The 17,266-nt window shown below is 62.3% G+C and carries 18 protein-coding genes; 9 read left to right on the forward strand and 9 right to left on the reverse strand.

The genetic code is table 11. The features are described from left to right. Position 1 precedes the first annotated feature (1 nt). From SIL87_RS10810 to SIL87_RS10825, 4 genes are read right to left on the reverse strand one after another with little or no spacing between them, the layout of a single operon-like run. A complete protein-coding gene (locus SIL87_RS10810) occupies positions 2-907 on the reverse strand; it encodes a polyprenyl synthetase family protein (protein ID WP_319614196.1) in 906 nt (301 codons plus the stop codon). Then, positions 904-1,167: an exodeoxyribonuclease VII small subunit gene (locus SIL87_RS10815; protein WP_319614197.1), complete on the reverse strand. Its 264-nt coding sequence runs from the start codon at positions 1,165-1,167 to the stop codon at positions 904-906. Before SIL87_RS10815 ends, SIL87_RS10810 begins: the two co-directional genes overlap by 4 nt. Positions 1,168-1,207: 40 nt before the next feature. Continuing rightward, positions 1,208-2,137 carry a histone deacetylase family protein gene (locus SIL87_RS10820; protein WP_319614198.1) on the reverse strand — a complete coding sequence of 310 codons (930 nt, stop codon included), beginning with the start codon at positions 2,135-2,137 and terminating at the stop codon, positions 1,208-1,210. Position 2,138: 1 nt separating this feature from the next. Further along, positions 2,139-2,393, reverse strand: a complete 255-nt coding sequence (locus tag SIL87_RS10825; protein ID WP_319614199.1) for a sulfurtransferase TusA family protein — start codon at positions 2,391-2,393, stop codon at positions 2,139-2,141. Positions 2,394-2,478: 85 nt separating this feature from the next. On the opposite strand from SIL87_RS10825, the gene SIL87_RS10830 reads away from it, so the two are divergent. Then, the gene (locus SIL87_RS10830; protein WP_319614200.1) at positions 2,479-3,372 is read left to right on the forward strand and encodes an ROK family protein; all 894 of its coding nucleotides are present in this window, start codon (positions 2,479-2,481) and stop codon (positions 3,370-3,372) included. A gap of 2 nt (positions 3,373-3,374) precedes the next feature. Here SIL87_RS10830 and SIL87_RS10835 read toward each other — a convergent pair whose 3' ends face one another. Next, positions 3,375-3,746: a hypothetical protein gene (locus tag SIL87_RS10835; protein WP_319614201.1), complete on the reverse strand. Its 372-nt coding sequence runs from the start codon at positions 3,744-3,746 to the stop codon at positions 3,375-3,377. A gap of 174 nt (positions 3,747-3,920) precedes the next feature. Between SIL87_RS10835 and SIL87_RS10840 the strand changes: the two genes are divergently transcribed. From SIL87_RS10840 to der, 3 genes are read left to right on the forward strand one after another with little or no spacing between them, the layout of a single operon-like run. Beyond that, positions 3,921-4,589, forward strand: a complete 669-nt coding sequence (locus SIL87_RS10840) for a tetratricopeptide repeat protein (RefSeq protein WP_319614202.1) — start codon at positions 3,921-3,923, stop codon at positions 4,587-4,589. Further along, on the forward strand, positions 4,586-5,944 hold the full coding sequence (locus tag SIL87_RS10845) for an outer membrane protein assembly factor BamB family protein (protein ID WP_319614203.1): 1,359 nt from the start codon (positions 4,586-4,588) through the stop codon (positions 5,942-5,944). The genes SIL87_RS10840 and SIL87_RS10845 overlap by 4 nt, the downstream gene beginning before the upstream one ends. Then, a complete protein-coding gene (der, locus tag SIL87_RS10850; RefSeq protein WP_319614204.1) occupies positions 5,941-7,308 on the forward strand; it encodes a ribosome biogenesis GTPase Der in 1,368 nt (455 codons plus the stop codon). The genes SIL87_RS10845 and der overlap by 4 nt, the downstream gene beginning before the upstream one ends. A gap of 37 nt (positions 7,309-7,345) precedes the next feature. Here der and SIL87_RS10855 read toward each other — a convergent pair whose 3' ends face one another. Beyond that, on the reverse strand, positions 7,346-7,861 hold the full coding sequence (locus tag SIL87_RS10855) for a chromate transporter (protein WP_319614205.1): 516 nt from the start codon (positions 7,859-7,861) through the stop codon (positions 7,346-7,348). A gap of 7 nt (positions 7,862-7,868) precedes the next feature. Then, positions 7,869-8,429: a chromate transporter gene (locus SIL87_RS10860; RefSeq protein ID WP_319614206.1), complete on the reverse strand. Its 561-nt coding sequence runs from the start codon at positions 8,427-8,429 to the stop codon at positions 7,869-7,871. 63 nt (positions 8,430-8,492) lie between these two features. On the opposite strand from SIL87_RS10860, the gene SIL87_RS10865 reads away from it, so the two are divergent. The 4 genes from SIL87_RS10865 (at position 8,493) to pstA (ending at position 12,088) form a co-directional block, all read left to right on the forward strand. Then, a complete protein-coding gene (locus tag SIL87_RS10865) occupies positions 8,493-9,005 on the forward strand; it encodes a hypothetical protein (RefSeq protein ID WP_319614207.1) in 513 nt (170 codons plus the stop codon). A gap of 112 nt (positions 9,006-9,117) precedes the next feature. Further along, entirely contained in the window at positions 9,118-10,194 is a 1,077-nt protein-coding gene (gene pstS, locus SIL87_RS10870; RefSeq protein WP_319614208.1) for a phosphate ABC transporter substrate-binding protein PstS, read from the forward strand. A 66-nt stretch (positions 10,195-10,260) separates the two neighbouring features. Continuing rightward, a complete protein-coding gene (gene pstC / locus SIL87_RS10875; RefSeq protein ID WP_319614209.1) occupies positions 10,261-11,235 on the forward strand; it encodes a phosphate ABC transporter permease subunit PstC in 975 nt (324 codons plus the stop codon). Then, positions 11,219-12,088 (forward strand): phosphate ABC transporter permease PstA, encoded by an 870-nt coding sequence (pstA, locus tag SIL87_RS10880; protein WP_319614210.1) that lies wholly within the window; start codon positions 11,219-11,221, stop codon positions 12,086-12,088. Before pstC ends, pstA begins: the two co-directional genes overlap by 17 nt. 40 nt (positions 12,089-12,128) lie before the next feature. On the opposite strand, the gene argJ is transcribed toward pstA, so the two are convergent. After that, the gene (argJ, locus tag SIL87_RS10885; RefSeq protein WP_319614211.1) at positions 12,129-13,358 is read right to left on the reverse strand and encodes a bifunctional glutamate N-acetyltransferase/amino-acid acetyltransferase ArgJ; all 1,230 of its coding nucleotides are present in this window, start codon (positions 13,356-13,358) and stop codon (positions 12,129-12,131) included. A gap of 12 nt (positions 13,359-13,370) precedes the next feature. Next, entirely contained in the window at positions 13,371-14,306 is a 936-nt protein-coding gene (locus tag SIL87_RS10890) for a peptidylprolyl isomerase (protein ID WP_319614212.1), read from the reverse strand. A gap of 213 nt (positions 14,307-14,519) precedes the next feature. On the opposite strand from SIL87_RS10890, the gene secA reads away from it, so the two are divergent. Further along, positions 14,520-17,258, forward strand: a complete 2,739-nt coding sequence (secA, locus tag SIL87_RS10895; protein WP_319614213.1) for a preprotein translocase subunit SecA — start codon at positions 14,520-14,522, stop codon at positions 17,256-17,258. The last annotated feature ends 8 nt before the right edge of the window (positions 17,259-17,266 follow it).

Raw genomic sequence — 17,266 nt, forward strand, 5'->3', positions numbered from 1 at the left:
GTCAGTTCCGGCGATTGACCGTATAGGCGGCCAGGGCGCGCAGGAGGTTGGCTTTCTCGCCGAAGCTTTCGAGATAGATCGACGCCTGTTTGGCCAGATGCTCGGCCTGCATGCGGGCGCGGTCGATGCCCATGACCGAGACCATGGTGGCTTTGCCTTGAGCGGCGTCCTTGCCGGCGGTTTTTCCGAGGGTTTCAGCCGTACCTTCGGCGTCGAGTATGTCGTCGGCGATCTGGAACGCGGCACCGAGATCCCGGCCATAGGCGGCGATGAAATGGCGCTGGGGGGCAGAGGCACGACCGAGAATGGCACCGGCCTCGGCGCTGTACTGGATCAGCCGACCGGTTTTCAGGGCTTGCAGGCGGGTGATCAGCGGCGGGGATAATTCTTTGCCTTCGGAGACGATGTCGATCATCTGGCCGCCGACCATACCGCGCGGACCGGAGGCGCCGGCAAGGGCGAGCACCAGCTCGCAGCGAACTTCGGCATCGGAATGAGTATCGGCCTCGGCGAGAACCTCGAAGGCGCGGGTCTGCAGCGCATCACCCGCGAGGATCGCGGTCGCTTCGTCATATGCCTTGTGGCAGGAGGGTTTGCCGCGACGAAGGTCGTCGTCGTCCATGGCCGGAAGGTCGTCATGGATCAGGGAATAGGCGTGAAGCATCTCGACCGAGGCCGCGACCCGGGCGGCGCAGGTGATGTTGACCGAGAACATCCGCGCGGTTTCAATGACGAGGAATCCGCGCATCCGTTTGCCGCCACCCATGACCGCATAGCGCATCGCTTCGACCAGCCGATACTCCTCGCCTTCGGGGACCGGAAGCAGCGCGTCGAGTTCAGTTTCGATCAGGGCCGCCGCACCTTCCAGACCGCTGCGCAGCGCAACGGCTTGCATCACCTCGCTCATGGTGCGTCCTTCAAGGTCAACGTGCCGTCGGGCCCGGCGACGATGGCCTGGACCCGGGTTTCCGCTTCGGCGAGCCGGGCGTCGCAATGGCGTTTCAACGCCGCCCCACGCTCGTAGGCGGCGATCGCGTCTTCCAGTTTCTGGCTGCCCGATTCGAGGCCGCGAACGATGCGTTCGAGCTCGGCCAGAGCATCCTCGAAGCTGAGCGACGCAAGCGCGGGAGCAGGATCGGCTTGTTGTTCGGCCCTGGTGGCTGCCATTGTGAAACTCCTTGGTTTTGCTACCGCCGATAGCGGCGGATCAGATCCGCATCAAGGTGCGGACATGGGCAGCGGCACTGGCTGCCAACGCGTCCAGATCGTAGCCGCCTTCGAGCAACGAGACGACACGACCGCCGCAGTGCCGATCCGCGACGTCCATCAGGGCGGCGGTGAGCCAGGCGAAATCGTCGGTCTCGACGTGAATCTGCGCCAGCGGATCGGCCTTGTGCGCGTCGAAGCCGGCTGAGATGATCAGAAGCTCGGGGGCGAAGGCATCGAGCGCGGGGATGAGGATGGTCTGCCAGGCGGCCCGGAACTCAGCGGAGCCGGATTCCGGATCGAGCGGGGCATTGACGACATTGCCCGCGATACCCCGTTCGTCTGGCCGGCCGGTGCCGGGATAGCAGGGAAATTGGTGGGACGAGGCATAGAACAGGTCGGGGTCGTTTTCGAACATCGCCTGGGTGCCGTTGCCGTGATGAACGTCGAAATCGACGACGGCAATCCGGCGCAGCCCATGGGAACGGGCATGATTGGCGGCGATGGCAGCGTTGCCGAACAGGCAGAAGCCCATGGCACGAGCAGGTTCCGCGTGATGACCGGGCGGGCGGGTGGCGACGAAGGCGCAGCGTGCCCAGCCTTCGAGCACGGCATCGACTCCGCGCATGGCACCGCCCGCCGAACGGAGCGCTGCCCGCAAAGTGCCTGCCGAGGCGATCGTGTCGGCATCGAGGTGGATGCGCTCGTCGGGTTCGGGCGTCAGGGCGAGCATGGCATCGACGTATTCGTCACTGTGCACACCCCGGAGCGCCGATTCGGGGGCCTCCGGCGCGGCTTCGCGGAGCAGAGGCTGGAATTCAGGAAGTTCGAGGGCCGCAAGGACGGCGCGCAGGCGGGCGGGACTTTCCGGATGATAGGGGCCGGGATCGTGATCGAAGCAGTCCGGATGGGTGATCAGGGCGACCGGCATGTCAGATCTGTGCTTTCTCGACGGAATGAGGGGCGGTGCAGCGGATGGTGAAGCTGAACACGCCCTTCAACTCGCTCCACGAGATCAGGGCATGTCCGTTCTCACGGCAGAAATCGCGGAAATCGGCGACCGTTCCGGGGTCGGTGGCGAGGACGCGCAGCTTGTCACCGCTGGTGAGGCCGCGCAGCACTTTCGCAGCACGCAGCACCGGCATCGGGCCCTTGAGATATTTCGCATCGAGCGTCGCATCCGCCATGATGCTATCGTGCCGCGTCACACCCTCTTGAGCAAGAGCGGCAGACGGGAGATAGAGGGCGGAGGATAAACGTACAGGATAAACCATGACGTATCGCATCGGCATCGATCTCGGCGGCACCAAGATCGAGGTGGCGGCCTTGATGGGTAGCGGGGACCTCGAACATCGGGTCAGGGTGCCGACGCCGCCGGATTATCGGGCAACCATCGAAGCGATCGCGGAACTTGTGGCGGGGACGGAGCGTGCCCTCGGGCCGTGCGGCGGGATCGGGATCGGGATTCCGGGCACGATCAGCCCGGCGACCGGATTTGTCAAAAATGCGAATTCGGAGCGATTGAACGGCAATCCGTTCGATAAAGATCTGGAAGCGCGGCTGGGCAGGCCGGTCCGGGTTTCCAACGATGCGAACTGCTTTGCGATGAGCGAGGCGGCGGATGGGGCGGGCGCGGGCGCGCAGTGCGTGTTCGGCGTGATCATCGGCACCGGATGCGGCGGCGGCATCGTGGTTGGAGGCAAGGTGCTCGAAGGTCGGCAGCGAATCGCGGGGGAATGGGGGCATACCCCCCTGCCCTGGCCCCGCGCGGAGGAAATGCCGTTGCGGCGTTGCTGGTGCGGCAAGGTCGGGTGCCTTGAGACCTACGTGGCGGGGCCGGCGCTGGCCGCGGAAGCCGACGGGATCGGCGCGCGGGATGCGGGGGGACTGCCCGCGCGGGCGGCGGCGGGGGATGAACGGGCGGTTCGCGCGCTCGCGATCCATGCCGAACGGCTGGCACGCGGGCTTGCGATGATCGTCAATATTCTCGACCCCGACGTGATCGTGCTGGGCGGCGGGTTATCCAATCTGGACCATCTTTACCAGGACGTGCCGGCGCTGATGAAACCGTTCGTGATCAGCGATACGTTCGATACGCCGATCCTGCGAAACAAGCATGGCGACTCCTCCGGCGTGCGCGGCGCCGCATGGTTGTGGCCGGCCTGACCTCATGGCCAGCCGCGATCGTGGTTGGCGATCTGTGCGGGGCTGAGGTTATAAGGTCCTTCCGCGACTTCAGGCGCGTGATCGGGCAGTTTTGAAGGATCGGCCCAGCACGTCGCCTGACCGAGGGTTTGGGTGCAGTAGGGTAGCGGTGGCGGCAAAGGCGGTTTTGGGCGGCAGTACGATTTGCCGTTATCGAGGCGGACAACAGAGCAGTCCCGCCCCGTGACCATCGAAATAATCGCGTCCGGAATGGTGCGGTGGATGGTGGCGACGGACAGCACCGTCGCGCCGGCGGCGATGCCCATGTCGGCACCGGTACCGAGACCGCAACCGGTGAGCGGGATGAGGCAGATCAGAACGATGAGACTTCGCATGAGCGGACCATGCCCTAGAAAGGTAAAAATCCGGTTAGTTTCCGACGATCCCGCTCGATTCACCCGTCGCGTTGCCCTTGGCGGCACACGCGGCTATGAACGCGGGGCTGAACCGATTGAAACTGTGCGCTGGCGCCGATCCGGCGTTGCGCGCGTATCCGAGGTGAGACCCGCGTGCCCGATATTTTCGATGAAGTTGCCGAAGACCTGCGCGCCGAGCGCACCCGCAAGTTTGTGGTCCGCTATGCCGGTGTGTTCATTGCGGCCGCAGGACTCGTGCTGATCGCGATCGGCGGGTGGCAGACTTTGAAATGGTATCATCACAAACAGGATATCCGCGCCGCGACGCAGTATGTGACTTTGACCGACCGCATCGCAAAGACCGGTGCAGGTGCGACCAAGACCACTGATATTGCGGATGCGCGATCGCTGATTGCGTTCGCCGCCAAGGCACCGCCCGGCTATGCCGCGCTCGCCCGGTTTCGCGCTGCGGCTCTGTATGCTGGCGGCGGCGACACCAAGGCAGCGATGGCGCTGTGGACACAGTTGGGTGCCGGTGACAGCACGGCGGGTCCGATGCTGCGAGGGCTCGCCAATCTGATCTGGACGCAGCATGCGATGGGAACGGTGCCGGATGATCAGGTGATGGCGCGGTTGAAACCGCTGATGGCCGATTCCAGCCCGTGGCACGATCTGGCGCAGGTCAATGCCGCGGTCCTCGACATGCAGAGCGGCAAGGTCGCCGATGCGCAATCGCTGCTCCAGCGGGTCAGCGCCGACCCGGCCTCTCCTGCCAATGTCCGCAATCTGGCCGAAGGGCTGCTGGCGAAACTGAACGGATGACCCACACCACAATGACACGCTCAAGCGCGCTTATCACGACAGGACGGCGCGGGGCGCTGCTGATGTCGGCTGCCTTGCTCTCAGGATGCAGCCTGTTCGAGGGCAGTGACAAGAAGCCGGTTCCGGGCCTCAAGATACCGGTCCTGCCGCCGCACGAACCGCTGGAGGTCGATGAGCAGGCGCCGCCCGTCGTACTGCCGGCTTCGGCACCGCTGGCGAACTGGCCGCAGGCCGGGGCCAATCCCCGGCACGATACTGGCGCGATTGCCCTGCCCGACCGGCTGACTCAGGCCTGGAGCACCAGCATCGGGGCGGGTGCCACCTATCGGCGGTCGCTGCATGCGCAGCCGGTGATCGCCGAGGGCAAGGTGTTCACCATGGACGCCAACGGCTTCGTCGATGCGCTGATGCTCGCCGATGGACGGCATCTGTGGCGGCAGAAGATGAGGCCGAAGCATGATTCCAGCTTCGCGTTCGGCGGTGGCCTCGCCTATGCGGAGGGGGCGCTCTACGTCGCGACCGCGTTTGCGGAACTGCGGATGCTCGACCCCGCGAGCGGTGCGACACGCTGGGCCAGGCAACTCGGCCAGCCGGCTCGGTCCGCCCCGACGATCGGTGGCGGGCAGATCTATCTCGTCCTGCTCGACAATACGCTGGTCGCACGGGATATGAAAAGCGGGGCTTCGACCTGGCGATTCCCGACGGGGTCGTCCTCGAACTCGATGTTCGGGGCGGGCGCGCCGGCTTACGATCAGGGTATCGTCGTTGCAGGGTTCGGCACCGGCATGGTTGCGGGTGTGAACGCGCAGACCGGCTCGGCCGTGTGGGAACAGAGCTTGGCGGCGGGATATAATTCCGCCAATCCGCTGAACGTGTCGAGCATCGTCGCCAACCCCGTGATCGGCAATAATCTGGCGGTGCTGACCAGCGTGGCCGGCTCGACCGTCGCATTCGATCTGCGATCGGGGCGGCGGATCTGGGGCAAGGATGTCGGAAGTGCTGAAACACCGGCAATCGCCGGGGATTGGCTGTTCCTGTTGACCGACAAGCAGCAGCTTGCCGCGGTTCATCTCGCCGATGGGTATGTTTCGTGGCTGACCGATCTTCCCGCCTACAAGAACCCCAAAAAGGATTACGGTCCGCTCTATTGGCATGGTCCGCTGCTGGCGGGCGCGGGGTTGATCATGACCGGTTCGGATGAGCGGATGATCGTGGCCGATGCGCGAACCGGTGTGCTGCTGACCAGGCCGGATCAGGCGCTGGGACTGCGCGGGGTCGCCGATAATCCACCGATCGCGGCGTCTGGCACGCTTCTGGCCCTGACCCGCAATGCGGTGCTGACCGCCTACCGATGAGCGAATCGGACATCGCGACAGCAACCCGGGCACCGCGCATCGCGATTTGTGGGCGACCGAACGTCGGCAAATCGACCTTGTTCAACCGCTTGGCCGGCAAGCGGATTGCGCTGGTGGCGGATGAGCCCGGGGTAACGCGGGATCGCAAGGAAGCCTGGGGCGAGCTTTACGGACGACGGGTTCAGTTGGTCGATACGGCCGGATTGGAGGAAGCCCCGCCGGACAGTTTGCCGGGGCGGATGCGGGCCTCGACGGGAACCGCCGTGGATCAGGCCGATCTCGTGCTGTTCGTGATCGATTCGCGGGCCGGACTGCTGCCGGAGGACCGGCATTTTGCCGCCTGGCTGCGCCGGGCGAACAAGCCGGTGATCGTGGTTGCCAACAAATCGGAGGGGCGCGGGGGTGGTTCGGCGGCACTGGAAGCCTACGCGCTCGGTCTTGGTGAACCGGTCGCGATTTCGGCCGAGCATAACGAGGGCGTCTCCGATCTGATCGATCAGATTCTCGATGCGCTTCCGGAAGACATGATCGGGACCGAGCCTGAGGGCGATCGGCCGCTGCATCTCGCGATACTCGGCCGTCCCAATGCCGGCAAATCGACTCTGCTGAACCGTCTGCTTGGTGAGGAACGCTCGATCACCGGGCCGGAGCCGGGGCTGACGCGCGACGCGATTGCGGCTGAGCTGACGGATCAGGCCGGCACACGCTTCAGGTTGTTCGATACGGCAGGATTGCGGCGACGTGCGCGCGTTGAGGAAGGGCTCGAAAAGCTGTCGACCTCCTCGACCATCGAGGCCATGAAATTCGCCGATACCGTGGTGCTGGCGGTCGATGCCTTCGAAGGTATTCACGATCAGGACTTGCAAATCGCGCGCCTCGTGGAACGGGAGGGTCGCGCGATCGTGCTCGCGTTGACCAAATGGGATCTGGTCGAGGACCGGGACAAGACCCGACGGGCGATCAACGATCGGCTCGAATCGTCGCTGTCGCAGCTCAAGGGGATCGTCACCGTTCCTTTGTCGGCGGAAACCGGCGAAGGCGTCGGCAGATTGCTGCCGGCAGTGCGGGAAGCGGACCTGATCTGGAACAAGCGGGTTTCGACCGGAGCGCTGAACCGCTGGTTCGAAGGGGCGCTGGAGCGGTTTCCACCGCCGCTGGTCGAGGGGCGGCGCCTGAAATTGCGCTATATCACCCAGGTCAAGGCACGGCCGCCGAGTTTTGCCATGTTCGGAACCCGTTGCGAGATGACCCCAGAAACCTATCAGCGCTATCTGATGAACAGCCTGCGTGAAAAGTTCAAGCTTGATGGGACGCCGCTGCGGCTCTCGCTGCGCGGGACCAAAAATCCGTACGCTGACGATTGACCGGATCGACCCTCGTTTTGGCTCAAGCCATTTGCGCTCAGGCCAAGCCAGCGACGCCGATGACCGCGCCGCCGGCGAGCAGGAGCAAAGGGTGGATCCTGGTGCGCAGCGTCAATATGGTGACCGATCCCGAGACGATCATCAACCGCCAGTCGTGATCGGCGGTGCGAAGGAGAAAGGCGGCCGCTGCGAGCACCATGCCCCCGGTGATCGGCGTGATCGCCGCCTGAACGATCCGGCGCCAGCGGGCTTCGCGAAAGCGATGCCATAGGCCGGAGACCAACACCGTCAGCGTGCTGGAGGGACCGACCATGGCGAGTGTGGCAAGGAGCGCGCCGGGCAAGCCTGCGACATGCAGGCCGATCAAAGTCGAGATCAGCATATTCGGGCCGGGACTTGCCTGGGCGACACCGAACAATGCGGCGAATTGGGGTGCGGTGAGCCAGTGCCGGGCGACGACGGCGCGCGCCATGGCGGGTAGAGTGCTGGCAACACCGCCGATCGCGAGGAGAGATAATTCGGCGAACAACAGGACGATGGCGAGCAGGATCATCAGCGGATCAACGGATGCGCCGGGCAGCGAGGACGAGAGAAACCGGCAGCGAAAGTGCGATGACGATGGGCAGCCGGAGATGCAGCACCGCAAACAGGGTGAACGCCAGAATGACGACCGCGAGGGTTGTGGGACCCCGCAGCGAGGGAGCAGCGATTTTCAGCGCGGTCGCCAGAATGAGACCGGCCGCGGCGGCGGCGAGGCCTTCGAGACCGTGATGGACATCCGGCAGGCACCCGTAACGTTCGAACAGGAGGCCGAGCAGGATGACGATTGTAACGGGCGCGGCGAGCAACCCACCCATCGCGGCAAGCGCGCCGCTGGCACCCCGATGCCGCGCGCCGAATGCGGCGGCCAGATTGACGATGTTGGGACCGGGCAAAAACTGGCAGAGGCTGAACAGGTCGGCGAATTCGGCATCGGTCAGCCAACGCTTCCGCTCCACGATGATCCGGCGGGCAAATGGCAGCACCCCGCCGAAACCGGACAGGCCGGCGATGAAAAAGCCGTTGAAAAGCGCTGAGCGGCTGAGACGATCGGGGCTCGCCTGCGGTGCAACATCGACCATGACACCTTGCTACGCGCCTCTCTCCTCGTCGACAATCGTGGTGGGACGAGGCAGAGTTGCCGGATGAACGATGATCCGGACAGTCTGGCCTTGCGGGCGGGGCCGCCGCCGAATTCGCCGCCCTTGCCGATTGCCCTGATGATCGTGGCGCTAGGGATCATCGGCCCGATCCTGTTCGTCCGGGACGCGGTTCCCAGCGTGTTTCTGACGGTCATGACCGTGCTGCTGCCGGTCGCGGGTGTGGTATCGCTGATTGCTGCGTTTGAGTCCTTCCGGCGGCGGCGAGCTGATCCGCTGGTGCGGACGCGGGCCGTCATCGGACGGCACGGTGTCACCTTATCGCCCCACGCCGGACCGGCTGAGACTTACCTATGGCACGAAATCGCGGATGCTCAGGTGAGCAAATCGGTCTTGATGCTTCATCTGAACGGTGATGGCGGCAAGCGGACGCGCCGCGCTATTCGCTACGGGATGTTGGAAACGCCGGTCGAGATGCTGCAGGGACGCCTCTCGTCGGGACTGACGCAATCTCGCGAAATCGTGACTTCAACGGCGATGTCATCAAAGCTTCATTGAAACCCCGTCGCCTTGTCATGATCGATCGCTTAGACGGCGCGACAGGGGTTTACCGATATGAATACCCCGCAGGTTTTCAATTTTCTGTTCGCAACCGAAAGGGAGATCCATCGTGCGATCTGATGCCAAACTGCGCCGTTCTACACTGCTGCGCGCCGCCGCGGCCGCTGCCCTCGTCGCCGGGCTCGGCATGGGCGTTGCCCAGGCTGCCGGTGTTTCTCTGGTCGAGACCGGTTCGTCGCTGCTCTATCCGCTGTTCAACATCTGGGTGCCGCATTTCGAGAAGGCGTATCCGGGCGTGAAAGTGACGACGCAGAGCACCGGTTCGGGTGCGGGTATCGCGCAGGCGATTTCCGGTGTCGTGCAGGTCGGCGCGTCGGACGCCTATATGTCGGACCAGCAGATCAAGCAGAACCCGGATATTCTGAACATTCCGCTGGCGATTTCGGCTCAGGCGATCAACTACAATCTGCCGGGCCTGAACGACAAGCACCTCAAATTCTCGGGCCCGGTGCTGGCGGGGATTTATACCGGCAAGATCACCAAGTGGAACGATCCGGCGATCGAGAAGCTCAACCCCGGCGTGAAGCTGCCGGATCATCAGATCATTCCGGTACACCGTACCGATGGTTCGGGCGACACGTTCATTTTCAGCCAGTATCTCGATTTCTCGACGCCGTCCTGGGCGAACACGGTGGGCTACGGCACCACGGTGTCGTGGCCGGCGGTGCAGGGCGGGCTGGGTGCGAACGGCAACCCCGGCATGGTCGAGGCGCTGAAGCAGAACCCGTATGCGATCGCCTATATCGGTGTGTCGTTCTACAAGGAAGTGGCGCAAGCGCATCTCGGCAAGGCGATGCTGTTGAACAAGGCCGGCAAGTTCGTGCTGCCGACCGCCAAGACGATCAGCGCCGCGGCGGACGAGCTGGTCGGCAAGACGCCGGCGGACGAGCGGATCAGCCTCGTGTTCGCACCGGGTGCGATGAGCTACCCGATCATCAACTACGAATATGCGATCGTGAATTCCAAGCAGAAGGATGCCGCGACCGAGAAGGCGGTGAAGGATCTGCTGACCTGGGCCAGCAATCAGGGCAATAGCGAGAGCTATCTGAAGCAGGTCGAGTTCAAGGCCTTGCCGGCAGCGGTCAAGAAACTGTCGGCTGAGCAGATCGCCAAGATCAGCGGCTGAGCATGGTTATACGAAGCGCCTCGTCCGGTTTTTACCGGCGGGGCGTTTTTCGGTTAAGAGGATGATATGAAACGAGCAAGCGGCTTTCGTCTGAGTCTCACCGGCATCGCGCTGCTGATCCCGCTCGCTTTGTTCATCATCGTGGTGTTTCTGGCTCAATACGCCTGGCCGGCGATCGGGTTCAATGGCATCCGCTTCATCGGGACGATCGATTGGAGCCTGGGCAATCTGTATATGAACCCCGTGACGGTACGGGGCTATTCGGTGCCACTCGGGGCGAATTACGGAATTCTGGCATTCATCGTCGGCACATTGTTGTCCTCGTTTCTGGCGCTGCTGTTTGCTTTGCCGGTCGCTGTCGGGACGGCGATTTTCCTCGCCGAGGCTGCGCCCGATCGGTTGCGGCCGGCACTGTCGATGCTGGTGGAACTGGTGGCCGTGGTGCCGAGCGTCGTCTTCGGGCTCTGGGGAATTTATGTTCTGGCGCCGCTGATTTCCCATTATATCGGACCGGGGATTACGGCGGTATTCGGGTTCATTCCGTTTTTCAACATCCACAACAGCACGGGCAGCGGTTTCGGGCTGCTGGCCGCCGCGATCGTGCTGGCCCTGATGATCACGCCGATCATTGCGACCACGCTATACGATGCGTTGCATCAGGTGCCGCGCGAATTGCGGGAATCCGCGGTGGCATTGGGGGCGACGAGGTTCGAGGTGGTGACCAAGACCATGCTGCCGACCGTGCGGGTGACGCTGGTGGGCGGGGTGGTGCTGGGGTTGGGGCGCGCGCTTGGGGAGACCATGGCGGTGCTGATGGTTTCCGGGGGCGCCCTGAACTACCTGCCGAAGACGATTTTTACGCCGATCAGCACGATGGCGGCCTTCATTCTGTCGCAACTGGACAGCGCGCTGTCGGACCCGACCGGAATGGCGGTGAAATCACTGGCCGAGATCGCGCTGGTTCTGTTTGTGATTACCCTTGCGGTCAACGCATTGGCACGGGTGATCGTGCGGGGAGCGACCCTTGTCCGCAACGTTTGAAGCCGTGCCGACCAAACGCTCCTCGCTCGAACGGCGGCGAATGATCACGAGCGCGATCGGCTGGGCCCTGTGTGGCTTGGCGTTTCTGCTGGTCGCGATACCGCTGCTCGATCTTGTGCTGACCATACTGATCAAGGGTGCCTCGGCATTTTCGATCACGCTGTTCACCACATCGAGCAACGGGGTGAAGGGCGGCCTGCTCGCCGCGATCGTCGGCACCACGGTGCTCTCGCTCGGTTCACTGGTGTTCGCCGTACCGATCGGTGTGGGGGCCGGGATGTACCTCTCGGAATACGGGCAGAACCGGCTGGGATCGGTTATCCGGTTCTTGTCGGACACTCTGACCGGTATGCCTTCGGTCGTTCTGGGGTACTTTTCCTACATTACCATGGTGATCGGATTTGGCTGGCAGTTCTCGGCGCTGGCCGGTTCGATCACGCTCGCGATCATGATCGTGCCGTATCTGGCGCGGATTACTGAATTATCATTGCAGCGGGTGCCGGTTTCCATGCGAGAGGCGGCTTTTGCGCTGGGCGCCAGAGAGCGGACAGTGGCGTTCAATGTCGTGCTCTCGGCCGGGTTGCCGGGAGTGGTCACGGGCGTGTTGCTCGGGCTCGCGATTTCAGTCGGTGAGACGGCACCGCTGATCTATACGGCTGGCTGGTCCAACTATGTCTGGAACGGCAAGTTTATCCATCAGCCGATCGGCTATCTGACCTACGTGATCTGGACCTTCATCGATCAGCCCTACAAATCAGCCCATGCGCTGGCGTTCGCCGCGGCGTTGCTGGTGATGCTGGTGGTTCTGGCAATCAATATCGGGGTCCGGATCGTGCTGCGACCGAAAATCTGACCGCAATGCCGCCAATCCGGCCTGGGGACGGCCCCTCGGTTCAGCTACGATAATCCCCGTTTATTTCGATATAGCCATGGGTCAGGTCGCAGCCCCAGACCGTGGCTTTTCCCCGCCCGAGTCCGAGATCGACGCCGATGTGGATTTCACCGCCGCGCATATGGGCGGCGACCGGAGTTTCATCGTAGGCTTCAGCGCGTGAGCCGTTCCGGGCAACCTCGATGCCGCCGATGCTGACGGCAAGACGATCGCGATCAGCCGGCTCGCCAGCTTTGCCGACGGCCATCACGATCCGGCCCCAATTCGCGTCTTCCCCGGCGATGGCGGTTTTGACCAGGGGAGAATTGGCGATCGACAAGCCAATTCGGCGGGCGGATTGGTTGGAGACCGCGCCTGATACAGAAACCTCGATCAATTTGCGCGCCCCTTCCCCGTCGCGCACGACCATCAGTGCGAGATCGTGGAGCACTTCGAACAAGGCGGCTCGAAACGGACCCAACTTGCGCGTATCGGCCACCGGGGCGGGCATGGATGCGCCGGTCGCGAAGAGGAGCACGGTGTCGGAGGTCGATGTATCGGAATCGACCGTGATGGAATTGAAGCTTGGTGCCACACCCTGCTTGAGGAGGGCTTGAAGGGTTTTTGCCGGAATGGCGGCGTCGGTCACTATAAATGCCAGCATGGTCGCCATATCAGGCGCAATCATGCCGCTACCTTTGGCGATGCCCGAGATGCGGACCGTAGCGCCATCAATCAGACAGGTGCGTGTCGCGGCTTTCGGGAAGGTATCGGTTGTCATGATCGCCCGTGCGGCGGCTGCCCAGCCATCCGGCGACAGGTTCGCTGCCAGATCATCCGTGACGGCAATGATTTTTTCAGCGGGGAGCGGTTCGCCGATCACACCGGTGGATGCAAGAAATATAGCCGAGGGCTGGCAATCGAGTGAAGCCGCGGCGGCTTGCGCTGTCAGGCTCGCAGCGGTGTAACCCGCTGCTCCGTTGAACACGTTGGCGTTCCCCGCGTTGACGAGGAGCCCCCGCGCGACGCCCGCAGGCAATTTCTCGCGATTCCAGATGACCGGCGCACCGGGACAGCGGTTACGCGTAAAGACACCGGCCACCGTGGTCCCGGGCTCGAAAGCGGCCAGCATGACATCGGCCCTGTCACGATATTTGATGGCAGCCTTGGCGGTCGCAAATCGAACGCCTCGGACCGGCGGCAGGGCGGGCAGTTGTTGGGCAAGAGGAGATACCGCCAGCGCCTTGGCCATCAAATCAGAGCCCTATTTGGACGCAGGAGCCATAGATGAGTCGCCCGCAGAAGACGGCGTTGCCGGAGAACCATCGGGATTGAAGAGCTTTATTTTCAATCCAGTACGGGCATTTTCTAAAGCCTTGGTTATGGCCGCATCGGTCATTTTCTGACGGATGCTGTCTTTGACATCATCGAAACTGGGTGCTGGCTTCTCGCGTTTGCCCTGGGATTTGATGATGTGCCAGCCGAATTGCGATTGGACCGGCGTTTTCGTGTAGGTACCGGGCTTGAGAGCGAATGCCGCGTCGGCGAAGGGCTTGACCATCTCATCCTTGGTGAACCAGCCGAGTTCTCCGCCGTTTTTGGCACCCGGATCGATGCTGTCCTTGATCGCCAGCGCGCTGAACTTGGCCCCCTTGTTGAGCTGATCGATGATTTTTTCAGCTTCAGCCTTGGTTTTGACCAAAATCTGGCGGGCCTTGACCTCTTCGGGCTGCTTCTGACCCACGTAATGCTTTTGATAATATGCCTTGACCGCCGCATCGTTGAGTTTCGGCTTGACCTCGGCGCGGAGGTACGCGGCCTCCAGCGCCCGGTTGGCCGCTTCTCGCATCTGGGTCTTGACCGCGGGTTTTTTGGCAATGCCGCTTTCGCGGGCTTTGACCAGAAGAGCACGTTCATCGACGAGACGGTTGAGAAGAACGGGGTAAAGCTCCTGCGGCGGCGCCTGTTGCAACTGGGGTGGCAGGGATTGAGCAGCCTTCGCAAGGGCGGACAGGTGGATGTCGTGCCCGTTCACAATGGCGACCACAGGATCTTTGGCCGGCACACTCGACGACGTGGCAGGCTTGGTCGCATCGTTGGCGCTGTCGCTGGTCGCCGCACGGGCGACGCCTGCAGTGACCATAACAACTGCTACAGCGCCGTAAACTGCCGCAGAGTACCCGTAGCTCGAACGCTTCATCCGATATCATCCCATTTCAAGAACCGGCGCACCATGACCGAACTGGGCGAACCGGGCAAGACGGGGCGGTGAACCTCATCCGGTCGTGCTTGTTTATTGACCGGACCGGCACGCGCTCCTATGTCTGACCGTTGAAACAACGTCTGCCGCTAGCCGGATTCCAGCTTGTGTCGGTATGCGACGTTGCCTGACCAAACGGAACCTCGTCTCATCATGATATCACGTATCGCCCGCGCGCTTCTCGGCACTACCAACGATCGCTCCCTGAAAGCCTATCGCCGCAGGATCGGCCGGATCAACGCCGTCGAGCCGAGCCTGGCTGAACTTGATGATGCCGCGCTTCAGGCCAAGACCATCGAATTCCGGACGCGCATCGAAGGCGGCGAATCGTTGGACGATCTGCTCCCTGAAGCCTTCGCGGTCTGTCGCGAAGGAGCGAAACGCGTTCTTGGCATGCGCCATTTCGATGTTCAGCTGATCGGCGGCATGGTCCTGCATGACGGCAAGATCGCGGAGATGAAAACCGGCGAGGGCAAGACCCTGGTCGCGACGCTGCCAGTGTACCTGAATGCATTATCGGGACGGGGCGTTCATGTCGTCACCGTGAACGACTATCTTGCGCGGCGCGATGCCGAGTGGATGGGACAACTTTATAATTTTCTCGGATTGTCGGTCGGGATCATTGTGCCCGGGATCGAGGATGACGAGCGGCGCGCCGCATATGCGTGCGATATCACCTATGGAACCAATAACGAGTTCGGGTTCGACTATCTTCGTGACAATATGAAGTATGCGCTGGCCGACATGGTGCAGCGCGATTTCAACTACGCCATCGTTGACGAGGTCGACAGCATCCTGATCGATGAGGCTCGGACCCCGCTTATCATATCCGGCCCGTCGGACGAACCGACCGAGCTCTACGCGCAGGTGGACGGGCTCGTGAAAATCCTCGCCGAAGATCCGCTGAACTACGACAAGGACGAGAAGTTCAAGACCGTCAACCTGACCGAAGCCGGTTCTGAAACGATCGAGCGGATGCTGGCAGAAGCCGGGTTACTGACAGAAGGCAATTTGTACGACGTCTTCAATGTTTCGCTGGTTCACCATACGCAGCAATCGTTGCGTGCGCATACACTGTTTGCCCGCGATGTCGATTACATCGTCAAGAACGGTCAGGTGATCATCATCGACGAATTCACCGGCCGGATGATGGAGGGAAGGCGCTACTCGGATGGGTTGCACCAGGCTTTAGAAGCCAAGGAGCATGTCACGGTCGAGCGTGAAAATCAGACGCTCGCATCCATCACATTCCAGAATTATTTCAGGCTGTACCCGAAACTTTCGGGCATGACCGGAACGGCCATGACGGAAGCGGATGAGTTCGAGGAAATCTACAAGCTGTTGGTCGTCGAGGTGCCCACCAATGTGCCGGTGAGCCGCAAGGACAGCGATGACGAGGTTTATCGGAGCGAATCGGAAAAATATCAGGCCGTCGCGACATTGATCGAAGAGTGCCGCGCCCGCGAACAGCCCGTACTGGTCGGGACCACTTCGATCGAAAAATCAGAAATCATCTCCAACCTTCTGACATCGATGGGAATCGAGCATTCGGTGCTCAACGCCCGGTTCCATGAACAGGAAGCCAGCATCGTGGCAGACGCGGGTGCGCCGGGTGCCGTGACGATTGCGACCAATATGGCCGGGCGCGGCACCGACATCAAACTCGGTGGCAACCTTGAAGCGCGGTTGCAGAAGCAACTCGACGCGCTCGACCCTGCCCTCAGAGCGGAGCGCGAGGCGGCCATTCGCGCCGAGATCGAGAGCGCCCACGAGATCGTCCGTGCGGCTGGCGGCTTGTTCGTCATCGGAACGGAACGGCATGAGAGCCGCCGGGTCGACAACCAGTTGCGTGGTCGATCCGGTCGTCAGGGCGACCCTGGTGCTTCGCGGTTCTTCCTCTCGCTTGACGATGATCTGATGCGGATTTTCGGGTCAGACCGCATGGGGCCGATGTTGCAGAAACTCGGATTGAAGGATGGCGAGGCCATCATTCATCCCTGGATCAACAAGGCTCTGGAAAAGGCGCAGAAAAAGGTCGAGGCCAGAAACTTCGATACCCGCAAGAACCTTTTGAAATACGACGACGTGATGAACAACCAGCGCAAGGAGGTCTATGCGCAGCGCCGGGAGTTCATGGCGGCCGAGAGCGTTGCGGACGTCATCGGCGAGATGCGTGCCGATACGATCGCTGAAGTCGTGGAACGGCGGATTCCGACCAAAGCGTACGCGGAACAGTGGGAAAGCCTCGAACTCAGGGAAGATGTGCAGCGGATTTTCGGTATCGATCTTCCGATCGAGGAATGGGCTGCCGAGGAAGGTATTGACGAGACGCATCTGCGCGAACGGATCGCCGAAGCGGTCGATGCGCATATGAGTGCGAAAGCGGAAAGTTTCGGTCCGGACTTCATGCGGTTTCTCGAGAAATCGATCTTGCTGCAAACCCTCGATCATCTTTGGAAAGAGCATCTCCTCGCGCTCGATCATCTGCGGCAGGGCATCGGCCTGCGCGCTTATGGCCAGCGTGACCCGCTGAATGAGTACAAGGCTGAAGCGTTTGCACTGTTTTCGGTCATGCTGGAGGATCTGAAGGAACAGGTATCGACAGCGCTTGCGCACGTCGAGCTGGGCGTCGATCCCGCAGCGAACCCACCTGTATTCGATCCTTCGATGTTGCTTGAAAGTCACTCCCACTCGGATCCCTTCCACGGCGAGCTTGGGTTGGCTCAAGCCGAAGTGGCGGGCGCGATGCCGTTACCGGTCACGAGTCTGCGCGCCGAGGCGGTGGACCCGGCGCGACCGGAAACATGGGCCGCCACGCCGCGCAATGCGCCGTGTCCCTGTGGATCGGGAAAAAAATACAAATATTGCCACGGCAATCTCGGGCCAGGCTGAAATTGGCC

Origin of the sequence: Acidiphilium acidophilum, assembly GCF_033842475.1 — a bacterium.
Classification (GTDB): domain Bacteria; phylum Pseudomonadota; class Alphaproteobacteria; order Acetobacterales; family Acetobacteraceae; genus Acidiphilium; species Acidiphilium acidophilum.